The 21,488-nt window shown below is 74.9% G+C and carries 18 protein-coding genes and 2 pseudogenes; 14 read left to right on the top strand and 6 right to left on the bottom strand.

The features are described from left to right. Positions 1 to 107: 107 nt before the first annotated feature. Positions 108 to 1,094, bottom strand: a complete 987-nt coding sequence (locus PSQ21_RS35460) for a phosphotransferase family protein (RefSeq protein ID WP_274036236.1) — start codon at positions 1,092 to 1,094, stop codon at positions 108 to 110. Positions 1,095 to 1,224: 130 nt separating this feature from the next. On the opposite strand from PSQ21_RS35460, the gene PSQ21_RS35455 reads away from it, so the two are divergent. The 3 genes from PSQ21_RS35455 (at position 1,225) to PSQ21_RS35445 (ending at position 2,929) form a co-directional block, all read left to right on the top strand. Further along, positions 1,225 to 1,674, top strand: a complete 450-nt coding sequence (locus tag PSQ21_RS35455; protein WP_274036234.1) for a hypothetical protein — start codon at positions 1,225 to 1,227, stop codon at positions 1,672 to 1,674. Between the two features lie 104 nt (positions 1,675 to 1,778). After that, positions 1,779 to 2,429: a 2'-5' RNA ligase family protein gene (locus PSQ21_RS35450; protein WP_274036233.1), complete on the top strand. Its 651-nt coding sequence runs from the start codon at positions 1,779 to 1,781 to the stop codon at positions 2,427 to 2,429. 143 nt (positions 2,430 to 2,572) lie between these two features. Next, complete coding sequence (locus tag PSQ21_RS35445; RefSeq protein WP_274036231.1) at positions 2,573 to 2,929, top strand: hypothetical protein; 357 nt, start codon at positions 2,573 to 2,575, stop codon at positions 2,927 to 2,929. Between the two features lie 268 nt (positions 2,930 to 3,197). Here the strand turns inward: PSQ21_RS35445 and PSQ21_RS35440 are convergent, their stop codons facing one another. From PSQ21_RS35440 to PSQ21_RS35430, 3 genes are all read right to left on the bottom strand, one after another. Further along, positions 3,198 to 3,443, bottom strand: coding sequence for a hypothetical protein (locus PSQ21_RS35440; protein WP_274036229.1), 246 nt, complete (start codon positions 3,441 to 3,443; stop codon positions 3,198 to 3,200). A gap of 662 nt (positions 3,444 to 4,105) precedes the next feature. After that, the gene (locus tag PSQ21_RS35435; protein WP_274036227.1) at positions 4,106 to 4,663 is read right to left on the bottom strand and encodes a Uma2 family endonuclease; all 558 of its coding nucleotides are present in this window, start codon (positions 4,661 to 4,663) and stop codon (positions 4,106 to 4,108) included. Between the two features lie 263 nt (positions 4,664 to 4,926). Continuing rightward, a complete protein-coding gene (locus PSQ21_RS35430) occupies positions 4,927 to 5,451 on the bottom strand; it encodes a hypothetical protein (protein WP_274036225.1) in 525 nt (174 codons plus the stop codon). An 856-nt stretch (positions 5,452 to 6,307) separates the two neighbouring features. Between PSQ21_RS35430 and PSQ21_RS35425 the strand changes: the two genes are divergently transcribed. Next, the gene (locus PSQ21_RS35425) at positions 6,308 to 6,724 is read left to right on the top strand and encodes a hypothetical protein (protein ID WP_274036223.1); all 417 of its coding nucleotides are present in this window, start codon (positions 6,308 to 6,310) and stop codon (positions 6,722 to 6,724) included. Positions 6,725 to 7,596: 872 nt separating this feature from the next. Then, a complete protein-coding gene (locus PSQ21_RS35420) occupies positions 7,597 to 8,373 on the top strand; it encodes a MarR family transcriptional regulator (protein WP_274036221.1) in 777 nt (258 codons plus the stop codon). Between the two features lie 231 nt (positions 8,374 to 8,604). On the opposite strand, the gene PSQ21_RS35415 is transcribed toward PSQ21_RS35420, so the two are convergent. Next, positions 8,605 to 9,498, bottom strand: coding sequence for a helix-turn-helix domain-containing protein (locus PSQ21_RS35415; protein WP_274036219.1), 894 nt, complete (start codon positions 9,496 to 9,498; stop codon positions 8,605 to 8,607). Further along, entirely contained in the window at positions 9,495 to 9,758 is a 264-nt protein-coding gene (locus PSQ21_RS35410) for a hypothetical protein (RefSeq protein WP_274036217.1), read from the bottom strand. Before PSQ21_RS35410 ends, PSQ21_RS35415 begins: the two co-directional genes overlap by 4 nt. 1,092 nt (positions 9,759 to 10,850) lie before the next feature. On the opposite strand from PSQ21_RS35410, the gene PSQ21_RS35405 reads away from it, so the two are divergent. The 9 genes and pseudogenes from PSQ21_RS35405 (at position 10,851) to PSQ21_RS35370 (ending at position 20,793) form a co-directional block, all read left to right on the top strand. Beyond that, positions 10,851 to 11,258 (top strand): hypothetical protein, encoded by a 408-nt coding sequence (locus tag PSQ21_RS35405; protein ID WP_274036215.1) that lies wholly within the window; start codon positions 10,851 to 10,853, stop codon positions 11,256 to 11,258. 1,586 nt (positions 11,259 to 12,844) lie between these two features. Beyond that, complete coding sequence (locus PSQ21_RS35400; RefSeq protein ID WP_274036213.1) at positions 12,845 to 13,240, top strand: hypothetical protein; 396 nt, start codon at positions 12,845 to 12,847, stop codon at positions 13,238 to 13,240. A 1,760-nt stretch (positions 13,241 to 15,000) separates the two neighbouring features. After that, entirely contained in the window at positions 15,001 to 15,375 is a 375-nt protein-coding gene (locus tag PSQ21_RS35395; protein ID WP_274036212.1) for a hypothetical protein, read from the top strand. A 44-nt stretch (positions 15,376 to 15,419) separates the two neighbouring features. Beyond that, positions 15,420 to 15,599: pseudogene (locus tag PSQ21_RS35390) on the top strand (helix-turn-helix domain-containing protein); the annotation flags it as partial. 700 nt (positions 15,600 to 16,299) lie between these two features. Then, positions 16,300 to 16,914 (top strand): hypothetical protein, encoded by a 615-nt coding sequence (locus PSQ21_RS35385; protein ID WP_274036210.1) that lies wholly within the window; start codon positions 16,300 to 16,302, stop codon positions 16,912 to 16,914. Between the two features lie 74 nt (positions 16,915 to 16,988). Further along, positions 16,989 to 19,202 (top strand): hypothetical protein, encoded by a 2,214-nt coding sequence (locus tag PSQ21_RS35380; protein ID WP_274036208.1) that lies wholly within the window; start codon positions 16,989 to 16,991, stop codon positions 19,200 to 19,202. 507 nt (positions 19,203 to 19,709) lie between these two features. Continuing rightward, entirely contained in the window at positions 19,710 to 19,979 is a 270-nt protein-coding gene (locus tag PSQ21_RS35375; protein ID WP_274036204.1) for a hypothetical protein, read from the top strand. 314 nt (positions 19,980 to 20,293) lie between these two features. Continuing rightward, a pseudogene (locus PSQ21_RS37925) lies at positions 20,294 to 20,398 on the top strand (hypothetical protein); the annotation flags it as partial. A gap of 14 nt (positions 20,399 to 20,412) precedes the next feature. Then, positions 20,413 to 20,793, top strand: coding sequence for a hypothetical protein (locus PSQ21_RS35370; protein ID WP_274036202.1), 381 nt, complete (start codon positions 20,413 to 20,415; stop codon positions 20,791 to 20,793). The last annotated feature ends 695 nt before the right edge of the window (positions 20,794 to 21,488 follow it).

The raw sequence follows: 21,488 nt of genomic DNA, 5'->3' as shown, positions 1-21,488 counted from the left end.
CCACCCGTACGTCGCTTCGGGCGCCCGGGGCTATCGGCCTCCACACGGTGGCCTACAACAGGGATCTGAAGCTTCCGGCTCGTCACCGCTGACGGTCGGACCGGACTTCAGACCACGGCGGCCAAAATGCCCGCGAACGTGTCGTAACTGTCCCGGACGCCGTCCGCATTGCCGAGGCGGTGTCGCTCGAGACGGATGGCGCCGAGGTGCCGGGCTTCGTAGATCTTCGAACGCCAGGCTGCGGCTTCGGACTGGTCCAAGGAGCCATAGGTGTCCCAGAACGTCGTGCGCTCGTCAGATTTGGCCGTGACCATGCGGATGGTCCAATCAGCCGCCGGATCGCCCCAACAGGTCCGGTCGAAGTCGTACGCGCCAGTGATCACGGGCTCCGGGGCCTGATGATCAAGCTGTGTATTGGGGAGCCACAGATCCCCAGCCAGCATCCGGGGCTCGGTGATCTCATCGAGGACGGCCTGGTGGCGGCGTGCAGCCGTGATGACCTTGCGTACATCGGATGCGTCGAGGCCGACGCCCTCCAGGTCTGTGGCGATGTCCTCCAAGGACGTCACGACCGCCTCGCTCCACCTGCCGAATGCGGGGCCGGCGATCGGGCCGAAGGCAGGACCAGGGACGTCGTGGACACGCCGCGCGATCTTGCCGAGCTGCCGGTAGTACACCGGCCACAGCGACCGCGGGTACGTGCGCAGGTGCTCGGTCGCCGGGACGCCGTCGAGGAACGACTGCACCATGTAGTCCCGGCCGACGACCTCGTGGGTGAAGTCGGCGACGAGGACGCGCGGCAGAAGAGGCGCGAGCGCCGGGAGATACGGCAGGCTCGCGTACTCGTTGCGCATCAATGCCCGCTCCGAGGTGAACTGGCGCTCGGGCTCGGGGGCGATCCGAACAATCACCGCCTGTTCCCGGCCCGCGACGGTGACCCGGTACGTCGAGTTGTACATCCCGGTGCCGAGTTCGGCCGCGGACGCCACCTTGGTGTCCGGCCCGAAGGCGCGGCGGCAGATCGCCTCGATGTCGTCAGCGGTCACGGACTGCTGGAATGCCCCGGGGGTCCGTGTGATGGGCCGGAACTCCATGAGCGTCGTCCTTCCCCTGGCGTGGTCTGCCAGGCACCGTATCGCGGACGGCGGCTCACGCAGGTCAGGTGCCGTCCAGCTCAGCGAAGCCTGCGTCAACTACGGCCGAACTCTGCAGAACCCACGCGCCGTGGCCTACTACAACGCCACCCTCGCCAACGCCGCCGCCCAAGACAACGACCGCACGCTCGCCACCCAGCACCTCGCCCTCGCCGAGACCGCCATCGGCAAGCCCCCAACCGGCACTGGCGACTCGTGGGCAGCCCACTACTCACCCGGCCGCTGGGCCCACGAAGCCGCGATGATCCACACCCGCCTCGGCGACCTCACCGCCGCCGAAGAACACCTACGCCCTGCCCTCGAGATCCACGGCCTTGACCGCCGCCGCACCCGCGCCATCGTCCTGGCCGACCTCGGCGGCGTCCGCCTACGCCAAGGCACGTGGATGGCGCCCTGTCCACCTGGGCTGACTTCCTTGACTGCGCCGATGGCATTCGCTCCGTCAAGGTCCGCGCCGCAATCCAGGACATGCGTGTGCGTCTCCGCCGCTTCCCGAACTTGCCCGAAGCCCAAGAACTGAGGACACGGGCGACAGCCCTCGCGTAAGCCTGTCTCCGAGCGTTATGGAGATGACAACCCGGCATTTTGCCACCGGACTTGGAGGTCGCGTCGGTACGGTGGCTCATGATGAAGCCGTTCACGTTTCAGCAGGGCAAAGACTTGTGGGAAGCCGGACGTACGCCGTCCTTGCTCCACGCCTACGTCACCGTCGATCTCGGCCAAAATCCGGAGCTCGCCGAGCTCATTCGCGGCGTCCGCAACGCGACGAAGGACGACCCCCTGACCCACGTCGGCGACGAGTGGTTCCACATCACGCTGTACCAGCTGAGTTCACGACATGCCCGCGATGTCCCGGAAGCTGAACGCGAGGCCCTCGCTGCCGAGTTGTCCAAGCAGATGCACTCCATCGCCCCGTTCACCATCACCGCTGGAAGTCCTCTGGCGTACCCCACCGGGATTCTTTTTGACCTTGGGCCGGACGAGCCGCTGAACGCTCTGCGCACCGCCGCCACCCGGGCCTTCGAGCTCGTTTACGGGGCCGACGCGACGACGTACGAGTCCGGAGTGCTCCACCTGACTGAGTCGTACGCCACGGCCGAGGTGTCCTTGGATCACTTCCACCAGATTCATCGACGCGTGCGCCGCGTCCGGCCAAGCCACGCCCCGCTCCGCGTGGACTCCATCGAGCTGGTCGACGTCACGGCCAGCTCAGAGAAGAAGACGATCACTTGGGAGCCCATTGCCCCTCCGATCCCGCTCGGCTCCGAGATGTGATGCCGGACACATCGGGAAGAGCTTGGAGTGCTCGAATGCGACACCGGGGCGCGGCATCCAATACGACAGACACCGCTCGGTCGGCCACGCGGAAAGTGACACGACCTGCGGGGGACACGCCCTGTGCCGCGACTTCCACAGGGGTGATCGCGGACCTCCACCCGGACGACCAGCTTGCTGCCCTCCACCGCGCCGCCCGTGAGGCCATCCGCACGGTCCGCGGCGACGACGCGGTGCGCTACCCATGGGGCCTCCAGCACCTCACTATCTCGTACGCGCGCGGGGAGGCGTCCTCCGACGATGCCCAGCGCATCCTGCGCCGGGTTCGCCCCAGCCACGCGCCCCTGCATGTCACCGAGGTGCAGCTGGTCGATGTCACCGCGGACAGCACCTCCAAGACGATCACCTGGGAGCAGCTCGCAGCCATCCCGCTCGGCGGCCAGGCTCGGGCGGTTGCACAGCGCGCGTGGTGTCCCCCGCATGACCTGCACCGAGGGTAATGCGTGTTCATCTGGTGCCGGGGGGTCCGTTGGCCGAGCCGCTGCTCGTCGCCCGTTGCTCGTCGTGCCGTTAGCCCCGGCGGCCAGGGAGGCACCGCTGGCGTGCCGCCCGTACGACAGCGTGCTTCCCGCCGTGATCGCCTCGGCGGCGGTGCGGTCCGAGGGCGACAGCTCGCCCTCGCCCAGCATCGCCGTCAGCCATCCCGCGCGGCTGCGCGGTCGCTGGTGCTCAAGGGCTTCAGCAGGTCGTACAGGTGGAATGTCGCAGTTATGTCGCTTCGCCCGAGGGTGTGTCGACGGGAGTCCGGGAGGCCCTGTGTTGCCGCCGAAGGTGACGGGCGTTCCAGACCAGGCCGGCCGAGGCGATGACGGCGACTGCGGCGAGTTGCCCGGCCGGGAGCCCGTCACCGGAACGTGCCGCGACCGCGCCGCCCGCGACGCCGACGGCGAAGGCCGCGAGCAGGAACCTGCGCTGCCAGAGCAGCACCCGCCGCCAGCACTGTTCCTGATCCACTGAAGTCTCCTGGGGTGCTGAGGTGTCGTCTCGCATGATGATCCCACCGTCCGCTGCACCCCGCTTCGACCCCCGCGCCGGCGCCCCGCCGCCCGCCGTCGCTGTCCGTGGCCCGTCGTTCGGTGCGGGCCTGAGGCGTGGTGCTGGCCGGGCGGGTGCTGGTCGCCTGTCTTCGGGTCCGTGGGAGTGCGCTGCTGCAGGCCGGGGGAAGGCGGGTGACCGCCGCTGGCCCTCTGATCCTCGCTGGCCCGTGTGCGCTGGCTGTTCACGAGCACCAGGAGCATCAGCACGCTCACAGCCCAACCGTTCCGGGCGTCCTTCGACCCGAAGTGCACGGTGTGGACACCGTTCGCGGCCGTCCGCTGCATCTCGGTCCGCGGCGGCGGCCGTCTGCCGCGCCGCCGCGCGATGCGCTGTCTACCCCGCCGCCGTCCGTCGTCCTCGCTGGCTCGCCGTGCCCCGGCTCGACCTCCGCGCCAGCGCCGCCGCCTTGCCCCGGCCCGCTCGCTGCCCGCGGGGCGCGGCCCTGGGTCCTGCCGTGGTCTCGTGGGACCGCTGCGCCGTCACCCTCGCCTTTCCCTTTCCGTCGACGGAACCGGCCAGCGCCGGCCGCTGGGCTGTCACGCGCCTTTGATCCCCGTCGTGGCGCTGACGTTGCCGGGTCAGGTGAGCGCGCTCGTGTCGATGTCGAGTTCGAACGGTGCCGGAAGACGGACGACCGTCCCGAACGGGTAGGGTCCGTCCACGCGGGTGTATCCCAGCTTTCCCGGTTCCGAGAACAGCGTCACGCTGTGGTCGATGCGGTCGACGAGCAGGTACAGCGGCGCGCCGTACTCGGCGTACCTGCGCCGCTTGACGATCCGGTCCGTCTCCGCGTTCGACTCGGACGTCACTTCCACGATCAGCAGTGTCTGGTCGGGGAGAAGCGCGCTGCCTCCCTTCGCCAGTTCCTCCGGCACGACAGCGATATCGGGGATGTACCAGTTCGACGAGCCGGGCAGATCCAGATTCCCGGACCCTTCGACGCAGCCGAGCTCGTCCACCCGGTTCTCGATCTGACGGCGTACGAGCTTCGCGGCGCGCTCGTGGTCCCACGTCGGTGACACCGGTTCGATGATCCCCTCGATGATCTGGACGCGATCCCCACGGATCCGCTGCACGGCGAACTTCAGGGCGCGCTCGGCGTTGATGCCGTGGCTGTAGTCCGGTGCGCTGGTCATGACATCCTGCTTCCATCCACGTGCGAGACAGAGGTGTGGCGCATCACGGTACTGCGGTACAGACCGATGTGGTGAGCCCCTGCGGGCGATGGTCCGAACCTGCCACCGGGGCGGCGGCCGGGACTACCGGTGTGGCATCCCGCCCAGCGGGTCGGGTAGGTGTCGAGGCTGGCAACGACGGCCGGTGGGGCCGACTAGCTCGGTGAGCAGGGCGTCGGAAGCCGGAGCTGCTGCCGATTTTCGTGGGCACTGTGGGGGTCCTCTCAGGGGCCGGGTCGGTGCGGTTGGGTGGCGGGGGCGGATGTCCGCTGCCGGTGGCGGGGGCCGATGCCGGGCCATGCGGGGAGGCCGGGCGCGGGCAGCGGTGGCCGGCCGGCCTGTTCGGCGTTGTCGGCCAGCAGTCGGGCGAAGTTCGCCCGGTGTTCCTCGTTGCCGTGGTGGCCGCGTTCGACGTCGGCGAGGACCTGCCGGAGCGGGTGGGTGCGTACCTCGATCCGGCCGCGGTGGGTGGTGTGCTGGTGGTGGGTGAGGATCTCGACCCAGGACCAGGCGTCCAGGCCGCGCGCGAGCGCCAGGCGGTCGATGCGGTCGGCCAGGGGCCCGCTGCGGTCGGTCCAGGACGCGTACAGGCGTACCCTGCCGTCGGGTTGGGGGATGTCGGTGCGCACCAGGGTCTCGGGCCCGGCCGCGGCGAGCGCGTCGGCCACGACGGCTTGTTCGACCGGGCCGCGCCCCTCGGCGGGGGCGGGGGCGGGGTCGGTCGCGGGTGGGGCCGTGTGGACCGGCACGGGCAACTCCAGCAGGCAGCGGCGAGAAGGGGGTTGAGGACTCCGCCTCCTCAACGCTGAGCCGGCTGGACGGTTACGGTCCCGGGCCCGCCGGGCTCCGCGCTGGGCGGGGGTCATGCGGCGGTAGTGGGGCTCGAACAGGCCGGTGGTGGAGGACGATCTGGTGGGCGTGGGGCGGGATCGCCCGCTACAGGATCGGGATCCACCGCCGCCTCGGCGACTCCGGCACCGCCCTCGCCCGCCCGGCTGCCCACCGCCGAGCGCCGCGCCCGCACCGGCACCGTCCGCTCCCTGCTCGGCGCCGGCGGCGCGGCCGGGCCCTCGCCGGGTTGCGCCTGGACGGGCTCGCCGCCGCGCGGGGGGCCGCCGGCCCTCCGTCCGCTCGGTGGTTGCACCGCGCGCTGGGCTGTGCCCCGGAGGGCCGCGTGCTGGCCGCACCTCACGGCGCGCACTGTGGTGTCCCTCGTGTGACCTGCGCGGGAAGCCGTGAGCCCCGGGTGTTCGGTGGTGTTCGGTGAACTCCGCCGAACACGGTTGAACACCCCCGCCGAGTTGCTGTCCACCCCGCCGCGTCGCTGTCCGCCGTTGTCCGCCCCGGTCCGCCCGGTCCGCCCGGTCCGCTCCGGGCTCGGCGTGGTGCCGGCCGCCGTGACCCGCGTCGCCCGTCGCGCTGTGTCCGGTCGACGTCCGCCGTCGGCGTCTGACGGCCGGTTTCGTGGGGCCGGGTGCCGGTGGGGTGTTGCGGGTCCGGCATCACGGCCCGCGGGCCGGGGGTGTTGGCCGTTCGCGGGGTGGGTTGGTGGCCGGCGGCGGATACTGCGGGTCGGTGGCGAGGTGGGCGGGGGGAGTGGTGGGCGTGGAGATCGGGCATCCGGCGCTGGCGGGTGAGGTGTGGCCGGTGATCGGTGTGCGGGTAGGGCGCGAGGCCGGCCGGGGGCTGTGGGCGGCGTCGTGGCGGCCGGGGCCGTTTGTGGTGTTGGAGGACGTCGTGCTGCCGTGTACGTGGCCGGAGCTGGAGGGGATCGCCCGGATCGCTGTGGGCGCGTCCCGGGCCCGGGTGTACGTACGTGAACTCGACGCCGCCGGTTCGTTTCTGGTGCTGTGTCTGCGGGGAGCGCCGGGTGCTCTGCGGGTCGAGGGTCCGCTGTCCCCGGTGGCCGAGCTGCTGGCCGGCCGGGCCCGGGCCGCGGCCCTGCATGTCGCCGCGGTGCACCGCGCGGCCGGCCGTACCGGGCAGGCGCAGGTGTGGCGGGGAGGGCCCGGCAGATCCTGAAGGCCCGCCGTTCCGCCCGCCGGGGCCGGAGCGTCCGTACGGCCTCGGCGGGGCTGCCCTCCCTGGGCCACCGCCGCTGACCCGCCGTTCTGCCCGCCGGGGCCGGAGCGTGCGTACGGCCTCGGCGGGGCTGCCCTCCCTGGGCCACCGCCGCTGACGCCGCTCCCGCTCCCGCTCCCGGCCCGGTCGCCGGCCGGGCGGCGGAGAGCCCGTCGTGCCGTCCTCGCGCGTCTGGGCGGTGGTTGAGCCCGGGGGGTACGGGGTGGGGGGGGCTGGGCTCGCTTCGCGCGTGCGGCGGCGTACGAAGGTGCGGCTCGTGGGGGGCGGCAGCGGTCCCGGGGGCGGGTGGTGCGGGCGGTGACGGGACGACAGGGAAGCGTGGCCGGTGCCGGTGGGGGGTGCCGCCGTGAGGCCGTGGCCGGCCGCACGGCTGGGATGCCTCCTCCCCGTCGGGGCGGACGCGCGGCGCCGCGGTCCTGCACGTGCTGTGGCCGGGGTCGGCGTCAGGGGTCCGTCGGGGGCGGTCGTGCGGGTGGGCGGGGCGACGCGCCGATGGCCGCGGGGAATGTTGTGAACGTAGGACCCGGTGGTGCGCGCGCTCCTGGATACGTACAGACAGAGCCACGCCGGAACTGTGTCTGACCTGGTGTTTCGCAGGTTCCGATACCGGTTGGGCGATCGGATGTACCGGTCGGTGGACCGCATCATGCCGTTTCGCGGAGCGGTTCATTCAGACTCCCCGGTCCGGATATCCCGGTCGCGGGAACGGCATGCATGTACTGGAAGTACATGTCCAGTCAGTTCACGGATCCGGCACGGGATATCGTGACGCCTGTACTCATAGGACATGTCGAGGGATTCGGAGACTCCCGATGCCGCGCTCCGCGCACCAACGGCACGACGGCCGCGGCGAGCCGCAGACCCGTTTCGGCTACATCGGCCCCTACAGCACCATCGACAACGTCCGCCTCGAAGCCCTCGCCGCCGTGCCCAGGAAGCAGGGCGGCCTGACCGACCGGGAGTTCCGGATCCTGCAGTGGTTCGTAGCCGCGGCTCCCGGATTCGACCAGCCCGTCATGAAGACCACCGCCTACATCGCCCGGCGTAACGGGATGACGGGCGACGCCCTGGGCCGGATCATCCGCACCCTCGTCAAACGCCGGCTGCTGTTCTTCGCTGACGAGTTCGGCCGCCAGAAGTTCTACAAGGTGACCCCCTACCTCGCCAGCCAGGGGACCTCCGCCGAGCAGCGCGAAAGCCATCCGGGCCTACAACCCGCCCGATATTCCAGGTCTTGCCCACGGACCCGCAAGGGGGAACCAGTCGTGATGACCGCCAACGACTCGCAGGCGCTGGCGCGACAGATCCTGCGCCGCTCGCAAGCCCTGACCCCGAACCAGCGCCTCGTGCTGCAGCTGTACGCGCTCATGCCGAAGGAGCCGAGCGGCGCGGTCCGTGTGACGGCTCGCAAGCTGGCGGAGGACGAGCTGGGCTGGACACCGAGCCTGTTCTCCCGCGTCCGCGGCCAGCTCGTCGAGGAGGGCTGGCTGGAGTTCGTCGACAAGCTCTCCAACTCGCCCATCTACCGCCTCGGTGAACGCGCGACCGGCCAGCGCACCGTCATCCAGCTCCACTCCCGCACCGCCTGAGGCACCCCGGCGCCCGCACCTTCGGGCGCCGGGGTGCCTCAGGGGGAGGGGCCCCGGGGGCCGGGCTGCTGTCCGGCCGCGCCGGGTGCAGGTGCGGCGGGTGTGGACCCGGCAGGTCCTGAAGGCGCCGAGGCTGGAGCGCACGCACCGCCGCCGTGGCCGGGCTGCCGCCGCCGGTCTCGCCCGGCCGCCGGTGGGGCCCGGTCCGGTTGCCGTCCTGGTCCCGGGCGGTCACGGCCCGGGTGCCGCCCGGAACCGGACGGAGAGCAGCCCTTCCAGCCCGCCGTGGGGGCCCGCGGCCGCGGGGCCGGGGCCGGTGTGCTGCTCGGCGTCGTCGCCGAGCTCGTCGAGCAAGGCCTCGGCGTCCGTGACCCAGTACCGGAAGGCGGCTTCCTCCTCGTCGCGCCGCTGCTGCTCGTACCAGTCGAGTTCCGGCTCGGCGAGCCAGGGCCGGGCGGCTTCGTCCCGCTGGCGCCGCTCCTCGGCATGCTCGACGACGGCACACGGGTAGAAGGGCGGCGGCGGGGGGCCGTTGAGGACGCGCCGGTGTCCGGCCAGGAGCGCGGCGGTCGCCTCGTCGCCGACCTGGCAGGCGGCGGCGAACGCGGTGAGCTGGACGGCGGTGGGGAACTGCTTACCGGCCAGGAGGCGGGAGAGGGTGCTGGCGGAGAGCCCGGGCCCGGCGAGGCGGGCCAGGGTGCGCAGCGTGGTGTCGGGGGCGGTGTCGCGGATCCGGTTCATGGCGTTGGCGAGACCGGCCCGGGTGGTGAAGCGCCCCGGGACGTGCGGGGCGGGCCGCGCGCGCGGAGGGTTCACGGCGCGGTCCGCCGCCGCCCAGAGCCGGCGGGCGGTCGCTTCGTCGGCCCCGGTGGCGCGCGCGAAGGCCACCGTCGTACGCAGGGTGGGCAGGCGTCCGTCGAGGGCCTGGCGCAGGGTGCAGGCGCTCACCACGTACCGGGTGCCGGCCGCGCTCGCCCGCTCGGCGAGGTACGGATACGTCGCCCGCCGGCCCTCGGCGGCCGCCGTCACGGCGGCGGCGGTCTTGCGCCCGCGCAGCCAGCCGCGCAGGACGGCGAGTTCGGCCGGCTCCGGCTCCGGCTCGTCCCGGCGCGCGGTCCGGGTCACGGGCGGGGGCCGGCGAGCGCGGTGAGCAGGCGCAGGGCGTAGCCGGGCAGGAGCAGCAGCCCCGCGGCCACGGCGAGGGCGGCCAGCACGGCGGGGACCGGGCGCTGAAGGACGGCGAGGACGGTCACCGAGGCGATGGCGGAGATGACCGTGGTGGCCTCGGCCGCGCCCAGGCGGCCGGACGAGGCGCCCACGGCCACAGCGGTCGGAGCGGCCGGTCCGGTGGCGGGCGGGAGCGGGAGGGGCGGGTCGGCGGGCATGCGGGTTCCTCCGTACGGGCGTTGGGACATTCCGGCGAGCCCGGGGCGGTGTCCCCGGCTGCGCCCGCCGATCGTGGCAGCGCACGGCCCCTCGGCGCGACCCGCCGACCACACCGGCCCGGACCGGCGTACCTTCCCGACCGCCCACATCACCCCAGTTCAGAGGGGAGAAACGAGAGGATGCCGTTGCGTCCCCGCCCGGCGGTCCGGGGACAGGTCTTCAGCCGGTCACGCCCGACTCAATGGTCCGCTGCCGGCCCTCCTCCGCTACGCCCGCGGACTTCACCGTCGACCACCGACCGCCCTTCACCGGCTCCCGGGGCAGCCGGGCATCACCGGTCCCGTCGTGGCTTCCAGCCGGGAGTACGACGGGGCCGGCCACACCGGGCCGTGCTGATCACCGGCTTGGCCCTGATGGGCGGCCCCGTTACCTGGTGGGCCGTGCCGGCCTGAACCGTCGGCAATCCCGCCGCGCCTCCACGGCAGTTGGAGGTGATCCGCCCTGCACACGCCGTGCGACCGCACCGAGGTCCCGCTGCCGCCGGCCGGGCAGGATCAGGTGCTGGCCTTTGCCGACGCCCAGCTGTGCGCTGACGGTACCGCCGCTCGCCCCGGCAGCGCGGACACGCTGGCTCGACGCGCAACTGCTGCTTGTACCAAGTGGGTTCGAGCCTGTTTCGGCCCGATACCGGTCTGCCGCACGGGTGAGTAGCCATGTGCCCCGTGGAGAGTGGCCGAGTCCGGCATAGTAGTGACGGATCCCTGGCGCTCACCGGGGTTGTGGTGGAGGTGAGCGCGGATCTCTGCCCGCGTCAGCGGGGGTGACAAGCACGGGCTTCCGTATCGGGCGGAGGACCTGTCACGCCTGCTGTAAGGGGATTTCCATGTCCGAGAAGAAGTTGACGGTGCAGCCGGTCACCGACGAATTGGAGCTGTACTGCTGGGGTGGAAGAAGAGTCCGAAGCGCGAGCTGCGTTCCTCACCCTGAACCTGGAAGAGGGTGTCCTCACAGCGTGCCATGACGACTCGCCCGATGGCCGGAGCGTGGAGGCGAAGGCTTTCCATCGCATCGTGCGGTCGTGGGAGGTTCCGTTGCTGAGTATGCAAGCGGCCAACGAACTGCTGCTGGAGGTTGCTCCCCTCGCCCAGCGTGTTCTCGACGGCGCGGACATCATCTGGGACGGCCACAACATGGTCGGCCAGCTGACGACCGAGGATGCCGTCCGGGCAGATGCCGAGCTCGGGGCATGCTGCTCCGAGTCATGCTTCGGGCCCGAGGACCTGCTGTCGGTCTGGGACGTCTACGAGATGGGTGACACCTGGACGGCCGAGGAAGCCGGGGTCACCGCCAGCACTACGGACCAGGAGCTGGCAGAAATCAGAGTCCGGCTGCTGGAGAGGTGGCGAGCTGAGGTAGGCGAGCCGAACCCTGTTCTCCACGGGTTGTGGGGGTATCTGGAGAACCTACGCGACGAGTTGTCCGGGTTGTCCCAGGAGTGAGGCCGTCCTCGCGGTGCCTCTGGGCAGCAGCCCTGGGGTACCGGCGACTCGCAGCCTACCTATTCCGGCCGGGCTGCCGACCGCTGCGCGGAGCGGCGTCTCCGGGGCCCGGGAGCGGCGCCACGCCGGCCGGGCGTCGCCGCTCCCCGTGGGCCCGACCAGGGCCGGGGGTGCGGTCGCGGCACCGGGCGGGAGGGCCCGTGGGGTGCCGGGGGTTGTCGGGTTCTGCTCCGGGCGCGGGGGCCGGGGTTCTACGGTGCAGCGGTGGGTATCGAGATGCCGCCGGTCGGCGGGGACGCGGGGCGTGGGGCGGAGTTGTCCGGGGTAGTGCCGGCGGAGGTGGACGAGGTCCTGGCCGGTGCGCTGGCGGCGCAGGGTGATGCGGGCGTGCGGGCGTTGGGGCTGCTGCTCGATGCGCGGCGCGCGTTGACGGGGGCGGGGTTCGCGCGGCCGGCGGAGGTGGCCGCGGCGTGTGTGCGGGTCCGCGGCGGACGCGCTGCTCGGTCTGCCCGGGGCCCCGCGGTCGGTGGGCCTGCAGGCCGCGGCGCAGGACCTGGTGGCGGCGCTGGACGCCGTCGGGGACGCCGCCTGCCGCGGGTTCCGGCTCGATCGGGGAGACGGCCGAGGGGGCCGCCGTCCAGCAGACGCCGTCCGGCGGTGCCGTTGCCGCCGGTGACGGCTCCGGTGATCCCCTGGGCGTGCCGGGCGGGGCGGGGGCGCGGTGGGAGCGGGTGATGTGGGCGGCGGAGGTGGTGCGCGCGAGCTGGAGCGCCCGGGCGGCTACCACCGGGGCCGGGCCCGCGGCGTCATCGAGCGGCTGACGGGCGTGACGCTGGGCGCGGCCCAGGAGCAGGCGCTGGACGTGTGGGGAGTCGTCTACGGGCTGGCGTCGGGCATCCTGCACGGCCGTAGCGCCGGCCCCGACGATGCCCGCCTCCTGTACACCGAACTCCTGCACGCGGCCCGGGAACTGCTGGTGCCGCTGGCCGAGCGCGCGGCCCGGGTCCTTGAGCTCACCGCGCTGAAGGACCCGGGCGCGGCTGAGGCTGCCGAGCTCGCCCGCTGGGCGGACCCGCGCGCCGAGGCGTACTTCTTCCGTTCCGGCCCGGCACCGGTGTGGTGGGGCGTCCTGGCCGAGCACGCCCCGCACCTGCTGCTGCCGGACGGGTCGGCCGGCGGGCGGTGGCCGGCCGCCCCGTTCCTCGACGACGTCGCCGGCACCGACCCGGACGGCGTCCGGGCGTGGCTGACGGCACCGGACGGCCAGGACCCGGCGCTCAGCCGGGCGCAGCAGGTGGCGGCGGCCGGCCGCCCGGCTCTGGATGCGCTGCTGGGCCTCGCGCTGCGCCACGGCGACGTCGTCGGCGCCGCCCTGGTGCGCGCCGTCCTGGCCGACACCGCGGGGTTGCGCGACGGCGGGGGCCCGGCGGCGGGGGCGACGCTGTGCCTGGCGGCCCGCTGGGCCCGTACGGTCCCGCGGGCGGAACGGACACGGGATTGGATCATCGCGGCCGAGGGGGCTGCTGGCCGGTGCGGTCGAGGACGAGCACGCCGGCCACCTGAGCCTGCACGCTGTCGCCGAGCGGGTGGCCGCCGCCGAGGAGGCGGCCGAGGATCTGGCGGCGGCCGGGGATCCGGCCGCCGCCCAAGCGGCGATGGCGGCCGCGCTGGCGGCCGAGGAGGAGATGCGGGAGCGGGTCGCCGAGCAGACGGCTGCACGGCTGCCCGGCACGACGCCGCGGAACTGCTGCGCCGAGGTCGCGCTGACGGCCTACCCGTCCGGCCCCAGCGGCCCCGCGCACGGGGACGTCGCGATGATCCGGGCGGTGCTGGCCGGCCTGCTCGCCCGCGACGTCGCGCTGCTGGCCCGCCGCCGCCCGGCCGCTGGTGTTCCGCGGCGACCTCGACGGGGTGCACGCGGGCGACAACGGCCGCGTAACGGCGGCCCCCGGCTGGCGCGCACCGTCCTGGACACTGGCTGAGGCCGACGCGGACGCCGGCATCGCCCTGGGGGTGCGCACGCGCGCGTTGCGCCGGGTGGCCGCCGTCGACGCCCCGCTGCACGGACCGCCTGATGGCCGCTCACCTCGCCGCCCGGCCGCCCGCACCTGCGCCCGCCGGGCAGACCCCGGTGCCCGCCGAGGTGGTGAACGAGTGGTGGGAGCGGGCCATCGAGCTCACGGAGCGTCCTGGTGGCCGCACGGCCCGCCCCGGAGCCGGCCCGCCTCGTCGACCTCGTGTTCAGCACAAGCCCGCCGAAGCGCGCCGGGGAGTTGGAGACGCGGGTGCGCACCGCGCTCGGCTGGCCCTCCTGCGCCCGCCGAGCTGGAGCAGGTCCTTCCCGCCGGTGCCGGCCAGGTGGACGGCACCAAGGAGCCGCTCGCCTCGTGGTTGCGGGTGTGGGACTGGTCGCCGCTGCTGCCCGCGCGTGTGCTGGCCGGCTTGGGACCGGTGCTGGAGCGGGTGCGCCCGTTGAAGCCTGCCGGCCCTGCGGATCCGCGCACCGTCCCCGCGCCGGTGCCGGTCACGGCGACCACCGCCCTGACCGCCGAAGATCTGGCCGAGGCGGCCGAAGCCCGCGGGCCGGCGGCGGCCGCCCCGCCGCGCTGGCCGCGGCACCGGACGCAGGCGACGACGGCTACGCGATGGTCCTGCACCACCTCGTCGCCGACGCCCCGGCCGCCTGGACTGGCCGACGTGCCCGCGATCCCTGAACGCCCTCAAGACACCGGAGCTCGGCGCGTTCTACCTCGCCGCGGCCGCCGGCCACGCCGACCGCCCCCGGCGCCTTCCCCGGCAAGACGCTCACCGGCGCCGTCACCGCGCGCTCGACCTGCGCCGCGCCCTCGACGCCCCGGCTGCCACAGCCGCCCAGAAGACGGCCGCGGACCGGGGCACCGGGCTGGACATTCGCCGACCAGGCCTGGCCGACCTGCTGACCGCCATGTGGCGCACCGACGCCGTCCTGGACCCGGCCAGGAGAAGGACGTCCTGGCCCACCTGCACGCCCTGACCGCCGAGCTCACCGATCCCGCCGCCGACGCAGAGGAGGCCGGAGACAGGTCCCGTTCCCGCCGGCGGCTCCGCCGCGCCGTCGGTCCGGCCCGGGGGCTTCCCGCGGACCGCTCCCCCGCGGCCGGAGGCCCGGGGGTCCGGTACTGCTGGGGTCGGACCCGCGGGTCCGGGCGCTGGGGTGCCTGCTCGAGTACGCCCTTCCACCAGGCGCGCGCCCGTGAACAGATGCCGGCCGAGGTGCTCCAGGCGGTGGCCGGGCGATCCCCGCGGCCGCCGCCCAGGACGCGGTGGCCGACGCGATCGGCGTACGGCTGCCCGCCCTGCACGACTACGCCCCGGACTTCACCGCCGTCCACCGCACCGCCCTGTACCGGATCCCCGCGCAGGGGCCCTCGCCGGCCGGGTCGTGGCTGCGCTGGGGACCGCCCAGCCCGCCGCTGCTCGCGGCCCTGGACCGCGCCGACCTGATCGGCGCGCTGCGCGGCGCCGGCGGACTGGCGCGCGACGCCGCGGGCCACACCGCGGCCGCGCTGGCTGACCGATCCATCCCTCCTGGGCGAACCCGCGCCTGGTGGACGCAGTTGGGCGACGCCGACGGTGACGAGAATCGGCGGCCGCGGTCTCAGTCCTGCTGGAGGCGATCGCCCTCCGTGTGCCGCGGACCGGCGCCGCGCGCCCGCTCCCGCCGGCCGAGCAGGCGCGGACGCGGGCTGCTGTGGACTGTGGCGTGCCGCGCTGGCCGCCGGCCTGCCGCCGGCGGCGCTGGCGGGACGGGCGCGTTCGCCGAACGGCCGTCGACGAGCCGGTGTGGCTGGAGCTGCCGCGTACCAGCGCCGAGCACTCCCCGGCCCTGAGCCACGCCGACCTCGGCGCCGAACGCGCCGCCGCCCACCCCGGCAGCCAGGACGCCCTGCTGCTCGCCGAACTGCTTGGTCACCCGACGCACCCGGGACGTGGACCGACACCGCCGTACGCGGGCACGCCCGTACCCCTGCTGGACGCGACGACCGCTCTGCCCGCTCCCGAACGCCCCCCGGCGTGGCAGGGGTTGAGGAGGGCGCTGGTCAACGCCGGCGACGTCGCCGCCGCCCGCCATCAGTAGCCGTCCCGCCCGGACACCGAGGAGAGGGAGAGAAGGGAGCCGGCATGCTGGGCGCCGCGTCCACGTCACCGGGCCGGCCACGGCTCAAGCTCGGGGCCGAGCTGAAGAAGGCGTACACCGCGGGGGCCTCGGTCCGTACCCTCGCGCACAGTTGCGGGGCGCAGTTAGGATTCGTCCACCGCCTGCTCACCGAGGCCGGCACCACCCTGCGCACCCGCGGCGGGGGACACCCGCCGCCACGCCGCACGCTGACGGCAGGACGGACAAGACGGCAGGACGGCAAGGACGGCCGCGACCGGCCGGTTCTCGCCCACCGCTGCGCCCGGTGGCCTCTACGGTGCACCGGTGAGCACCATGATGCCGCCGCCGGCGGCGAACTGCCCGACATACAGCTGCCGGTGGTCGACGAGGTCCTGGCCGCCGCCCTGATGGCGCAGGGCGCTGCCGGCGTGCGGGCGCTGGTGTCTGCTGCGGGACGCCCGCCGGGTCCTGGCCGGTACCGGGCTGAGCGGCCGGCGGAGGTCGCGGAGTCGTGCCTGCGCGGTGCGGCGGACGCCCTGCTGAGCCTGCCGGGCGCCCCGGACGCGGTGGCCTGAAGTCCGCGGCGAAGGACCTGCTCGCCGCGTGGGACACTCTTCCCGGCCCGTCCGCCGCGCGCCGCCGCAGGCCGCCGCTCGGCCGGGTACGCCGGGCGGCGGGGTGCTGCGCGGGCAGCTGACGCGCCCGGGGGGCTTCCACCGGGCGAGGGCGGCGGGATCGCCGAGCGGCTGATGGGCGTGGCGCTCGGCGCCTACCACAGAGGCAGGCTCTTGTCGGTGGGGCGAGGTGTACGGGAGGACGTCGGCACGCTGCACGGCGGCGAGGCCGATCGGGCCGGCGCGGCTTCTGTCTACCGGAGGTGCTGCTGCTGGCGCGGGAGTTGCTGTGCCGCTGCACGGCCGCGCCGCCCGCGTCCTGGAGTTGGCCGCCCTGAGGGAGCCGGGCGGGGCGGAGGCGCGAGAGCTGGCCGGCTGGGCGGACCCGCGCGCCACCGCGGTTCTTCTTCGGCTCCGCCCGGCCGCGGCTGGCTGGGGGCCCTTGAGGAGCACGCGCCGCAACCTGCTGCTCACCGACGAGAGGGCCGGTACCTGGCCGGCGGCCCCGTTCCTGGAGCACCTGGCCGCCACCGCCCCCAAGGCCGCCGGGCTGTGGCTGGCCGACCACGCCGCCGAGGCTCGCCCCGGCCGGCCCCGCGTTCTCGGCGCGCTGCTGCGCCTGGCCGACGCCGGCGCCTCCGCCCGGCCGGGGTGCGCGGGCTGCTCCCGCACGTGCTGTCTTCGGGCCGGGCGGAGGGGCCGGCCGAAGCACGCGGACGTGCCGCGCCGGCTCGTGGCCGGCTGGGCGGGCACCTCCCGGTGCCCGCACGGACGGGGACTGGGTCCTGGTCGCCGAGGAGCTCTGCTGAAGGACGCCGTCGACCTCGGGCACCGCCGGCTGGGCGGGCCTGGCGGGACGAGCGCTGGCGCGCGCACGCCGAGCGCCGTCCGCTGCCCGAGCTGACCGACGTCCTGGAGCGCCAGTGGGCGGCCCGCCTGCCCGAGCACGACATCACGGGCCTGCTGCGGGAGCTGGTGGTGAGCGTCACCCCGGACGCCGGCGACGGTGGCGGCTCGTTCCGGTGGGCCCGGGCGGTCCGCGGCGCGCTGGCGGGCCTGCTGTGCCGCGACATCGAAGCGTCCGGCCGGCGGCCCTGGTCGGAGTTCGTCGACCTGGACGAGGTCCGCGTCCTGGACGCCACGCTCTTTTTGGGCCCGGTCCTGGACATGGGCCCGCTGCTGGCCCGCGCGGTTCTCGACCTCGCCGCGGCGGACGCCGCGGCCGGCCTGCCGCTGGCCGACCGTCTGCGGGCGTGGCCGAGGATCGCGGCTGCGGACACAGGAGTGCACGACCGGGTGCTCGCCGCCCACCTGGCCGCCCACCCGCCGCACCCCGGCGCCGGGGACGAAGAGGCGGGGCAGTGGTGGGACCTGGCGGTCGAGGCCACGGTCCGGCTGCTGGCCGGCCACCCGACGCCGGAAGGCGCCCGCCTGGTCGACCTCGTGCTCACCACCTGCCCGCCCGAGCGCACCGCCGACCTTCACCGGCGGGCCCGTCAGGCGCTCTGCGCGCCCGCGGCCGCCGAGGTGGAGCGCGTACGGCCCGCCGGCGCCGAGCGGGCCGGGGCCTGGTCACCGGTCCTGCCCGCGCCCCTGCTGGCCGGCCTCGACCCGTCGCACCGGGCCCGGCCGGACGGGCCGCCCGACCCGCGCAGTGCCGCCCGCCCCCTCTCGCGTCATCGCACCGCCCTCGAACTGGAGGACCTGCGGGAACTGGCCGCCGCGGGCGGCACGCTCGCGGCCGCGGCCGCCCTGGCCGGCGCCCCGGACGCGGGCGCCGCCGGCTACGCGATCGTGCTGCAGCGCCTGGTGGCCGCCGATCCGGCCGCCTGGACCGCCGACGTCCCCGCCCTGCTCACCGCCCTCGTCCTGCCGGAGCTCGGCGCGTTCTACCTCGCCGCCGCCGCGACCGCCGTCCGCCGTCCCGGGGCCTTCCCCGCCGGCCCGGCCGAAGCCGTGCTCGCCGCTCTCACGCTCAGCCGAACCCTGCCCGCCCCCGCCGACCCGCACATCCCCGACGCGGGCGAGCACGCCGGCCGGGCGTGGTCCGGCCTGCTGGCCTTCGTGTGGCGCACCGGGGACGGCCTCGGCGGTCACCTCCCGGCCGCCCTGGACCGGCTGCATGCCCTCGTCGAGCCGCTCACCCGGCCCGCCGCCCCGCCCCCGGCCCCGTCGGTGTCTGCCGGCGGCCCGGCAACGCCCGCCGCCGGCCGCACGGCCGGAGAGGAACAGCAACTGCCCGCAGGCCTGCCGGAGTCCCACCCGGCGGTGCGTGCGCTGGACTGCCTCCTGGACTACGCCGCCGCCCAGGCACCCCGGGACGGCCAGATGCCCGGCGACGTCCTGGACCTGGTCGCCGCCGTCCTTCAGGCCCGCGGCGGCGACGAGCCGGTCGCCGGCGTGCTCGGCAAGCACCTGCCTCTCCTCCACCGCCGCGCCACCGCCTTCACCGCCGCCCACCCCGACCTGTATGCGCTCGTCCCCGGCCGGCCCTCCCCGGCCGCCGCGTGGCTGCACGCCCGCCGCGGCCCCGGCCTCGATCCGCTGCTGCTCGCTGCCCTGGGCCGCCGCCAGCTCCTGGCCGCCCTGCGCGGAGAACCCGCCGGGACGCTCGCCTTCCGCGTGGTGCACGCGCTCCTGACCGGCCATGACAGCCTGCTCGGCGACCCCACGGCCGCCTGGCGGGAGTTGGCCACCGGTCCGGACGGCGCCGAGGCCGCCTCCGGCTTCCTCGGGTACCTCGCCCTGTTCACCTCCCTGCGCCCGCTCGACCGGACCTCGGTGGACACCGAGCAGATCTGGTGGACCGCCGCTCTGGAGGCCGGCCTGCCGCCCGGGGCGCTCGCGGGCGCCGGCGACTTCGCCGCGTCGCTGCCGGACGAGGTCTGGCTGCCCCTGGCCCGGCGCAGCGCCGCCCACACCCCGGCCCAGACGGACGCCGGCCGAATCGCCGAACGCGCCGCCGCGCACCCCCGTGAGCCCGACGCCCTCCTCCTGGCCGTGCACCTGCTCACCCGCCCCGCCCCGGATGGCGCGCAGGACAGCGACGTCCGCCATCACGCCCGCGCCCTGCTGCAGGCCGCCGAGGCATTGCCGGCGCCCGACCGCCCGGCCGAGGCCGCGCAGCTGCGCCGTGCCCTGGTCGAAGCCGGCGAGGTGGACCTCGCTCACGCTCCGGCAACGACGAACTGACCGGCCGGGCCCGCCCGCCGGCCGTCCTCCGGTCTCCGCTCGCCCGGCCACGGTGTGCCTGGCCGGTGCCGAAGGACCACGTGTTGGAGTTGCCGGTGTCGCTGCCCGTCCGCGCCGCACGCGTCCTGCAACTGGCCGGCTGGGTGAAGGCGCTGAGCGAGCACACCGAGCACCTGCTGCTCGCCGACGAGGTGACCGGCATGTGGTCGACCGCCCCGTGCCCTCGAGCACCTGGCCGCCGCCCCGGACACCGCCCGCCCGGGCCGGCCGCCCGCGCCCGGACAAGCAGTCGCCGGGGGTCTGGACACGCTGCGCCTGGCGCTGGCCGGCGCCCTGCCCCGCCGGTGTTGTCCGCCCGCTGTTCCGTACGTCCGTGACGATCCGGCCCGGGGGTGCCGCGCCGGTCTCGCCGAGGACCTGCCGGCCACCGGGTCCTGCTCGCCCTCAACCGCCCGCCGCCCGCCCGTCGGCCCGTGTCCACAGGCCGCTGGCCAGAGGCTGCACCGCATGACGATCTCTTCGAATGCTTCCGTTGTCACCGCGCCGGAGAGCGGCCCGGTGGCGCACCGTGCCGCTTGGCTCTGCCCCGGCTGCTACTCCAACGTGCCTGCCGACCGTGTGCCCAAGGACTCGTGCGTGGGCCGCTGCGCGTTGGTACACGAGGACAGCGACGCCTGCCGCAACTGCCGGGAGTGGCTGTGCGTCGGGTGCGGCAAGCATCCCGTGGACGTGTGTGCTGACGCTCTGCCCGATGTGCTGCGACGACTGAGCCGGTGAACGGTTCGACGTGGCCGGCGGACGGGCTCCGGGAGCGCCTGGCCGTGCTGCGGGGGTGGGCGCGAGGGGTGAGACCGGCCCGTGGTGCCCCGGCAGCCGTGCCGGAGCAGGAGACGACGCCCGCCTCCGCGCCCGGTCCGGCGCCTTCCGCTGCTGCGTCCCCTGCCGGTGACGGACCTGGTGGGCGGCGTGGTACCGGGAGCCCGGGAGCGCCGCCGGCACCGGTATCGCGCGGCGCCCGGATCGTGCCGGTGCCGGTGGTGCCGCGCGCCCGGTGGGAGGCCCGCCGTACTCCGCCGCTCCTGTACGCGCGGATGTCCCATAGCCAGCGGGCCGCCTACCGCGACCGTCACCCGCAGTGCCGGCTGTGCCGGTGCCGCCCGACGGCCGCCGTCGACCACGACGCGGTCACGGGGCACGTGCGCGGCGCGGTGTGCCGCAGCTGCAACAGCTGGCTGGGGTCGATGGAGGCGGCGCTGCGCGTCCCCGCGCGCGCCATGCAGCAGCAGGCGGCCTCCTGCACTGGAGGTTCGAGGCCGACGGCACGGACGCGCTGGCCCACTACGCGGGCGAGTTGTCGTATCTGGGGCTGACCGTCAAGGAGTTCGCCGGCGGACTGCTCGCGGTGCGCCGGCTGCTGGCGGTGCCGTGTGTGTACTGGACGACCAGGCCGCAGGGCCTGCCCGTGAGACCGGGTGGACGAAGACCGGGCCCCTGGCGGACGCCGAGGAGGCCGAGCGGCACCATCGCCGTCTGCGAAGCGCTTGCGGAGTCGCCGTTGTCGTCACCGCGTTCGAGCCGGACGACGGCGTGAACAGCCCTTCTCCCCGCGGTCTGGTCAAGTCCTTCACCGGCAGCAGCCCCAGCACCACTACGGCAGCCGGCGCACCGGCCTGGACCGCAGCGGCCCGCCCGGCGGCGGCCAGCAGGGCCGGGCGGGCCCGGGCAGCCAGGCCGGGAATGACCGACGAGCCCGTGTGCCCGCCCGCTCCCGCGCTGTCGCCGAACCTCGGCCGTACCGCGACGGTCCCCGGCGCCCGGTCGCGGTACGAAGCAGCTGCGCCCGGCGCTGGTCGAGGGGACCGCCCGGGGGCGCTCGACCGGCTGACTGGTCCGGGCCCCGGGCCGGCCGGGTCGGGAATGATCGGGGGATGAGCGATGACCACCTCTCTGCCGAGCCGGCTCCCGCCCCGGCGCCGCGCCCCGATGCCCGTTCCGATGGCCGGGACGAGCTGCGCGCCTGGCGGCGCCGCGGCGGCTCTTCGTGGACGAGCCCGTGTTCACCGCCGAGGGGCTGCCGGGACGTTCCGGCTGCAGTTGTTCACCGCGCCCGGGGTACGCCCGGTCGCGGTGGCGACCCAGATCGCCGGCGAGGAGGGGATGGGGCTGATGAACGGAGTCGAGCGGTACGCGGGCGCGGTGTGGGAGCGGCACTGCCGGGCACGAGGTCCCGCCGGTGTGGGTGGAGCGGCAGCTGTGGCCGGAAGGATCACGGCAGGAGGCCCCTTT

Origin of the sequence: Streptomyces sp. MMBL 11-1 (assembly GCF_028622875.1) — a bacterium.
In the GTDB taxonomy this organism is placed as follows: domain Bacteria; phylum Actinomycetota; class Actinomycetes; order Streptomycetales; family Streptomycetaceae; genus Streptomyces.
The sequence above is the reverse complement of the archived record's forward strand: the minus strand, read 5'-3'. Positions and strand labels throughout refer to the sequence as shown.